The following is an 833-nucleotide window of genomic DNA, read 5'->3' on the forward strand; positions in this document are numbered from 1 at the left end:
CATCCCTCAAATTGGGGGATTGCTATCCCTCAAAACAGGGGGACACAAAAGACACTATTACAAAAGAAAAAAGAAAAGATTATTCGTCAGAGAATTCTCATGTTTGACAGCTTATCATCGATAAGCTTTAATGCGGTAGTTTATCACAGTTAAATTGCTAACGCAGTCAGGCACCGTGTATGAAATCTAACAATGCGCTCATCGTCATCCTCGGCACCGTCACCCTGGATGCTGTAGGCATAGGCTTGGTTATGCCGGTACTGCCGGGCCTCTTGCGGGATATCGTCCATTCCGACAGCATCGCCAGTCACTATGGCGTGCTGCTAGCGCTATATGCGTTGATGCAATTTCTATGCGCACCCGTTCTCGGAGCACTGTCCGACCGCTTTGGCCGCCGCCCAGTCCTGCTCGCTTCGCTACTTGGAGCCACTATCGACTACGCGATCATGGCGACCACACCCGTCCTGTGGATCCTCTACGCCGGACGCATCGTGGCCGGCATCACCGGCGCCACAGGTGCGGTTGCTGGCGCCTATATCGCCGACATCACCGATGGGGAAGATCGGGCTCGCCACTTCGGGCTCATGAGCGCTTGTTTCGGCGTGGGTATGGTGGCAGGCCCCGTGGCCGGGGGACTGTTGGGCGCCATCTCCTTGCATGCACCATTCCTTGCGGCGGCGGTGCTCAACGGCCTCAACCTACTACTGGGCTGCTTCCTAATGCAGGAGTCGCATAAGGGAGAGCGTCGACCGATGCCCTTGAGAGCCTTCAACCCAGTCAGCTCCTTCCGGTGGGCGCGGGGCATGACTATCGTCGCCGCACTTATGACTGTC

1 protein-coding gene and 1 pseudogene are annotated in these 833 nt (G+C 56.4%); both read left to right on the forward strand.

All coding sequences use genetic code 11. From position 1 onward, the window contains the following. Nucleotides 1-98 (forward strand): annotated as a pseudogene (locus BSAG_RS24295) (phage replication protein); the annotation flags it as partial. Between the two features lie 81 nt (nucleotides 99-179). After that, the coding region (locus BSAG_RS11925) for a tetracycline resistance MFS efflux pump (protein WP_008997523.1) at nucleotides 180-833 on the forward strand (654 nt) is incomplete at its 3' end.

The sequence above is a fragment of the Bacteroides sp. D1 genome, assembly GCF_000157095.2.
Lineage (GTDB): Bacteria > Bacteroidota > Bacteroidia > Bacteroidales > Bacteroidaceae > Bacteroides > Bacteroides xylanisolvens.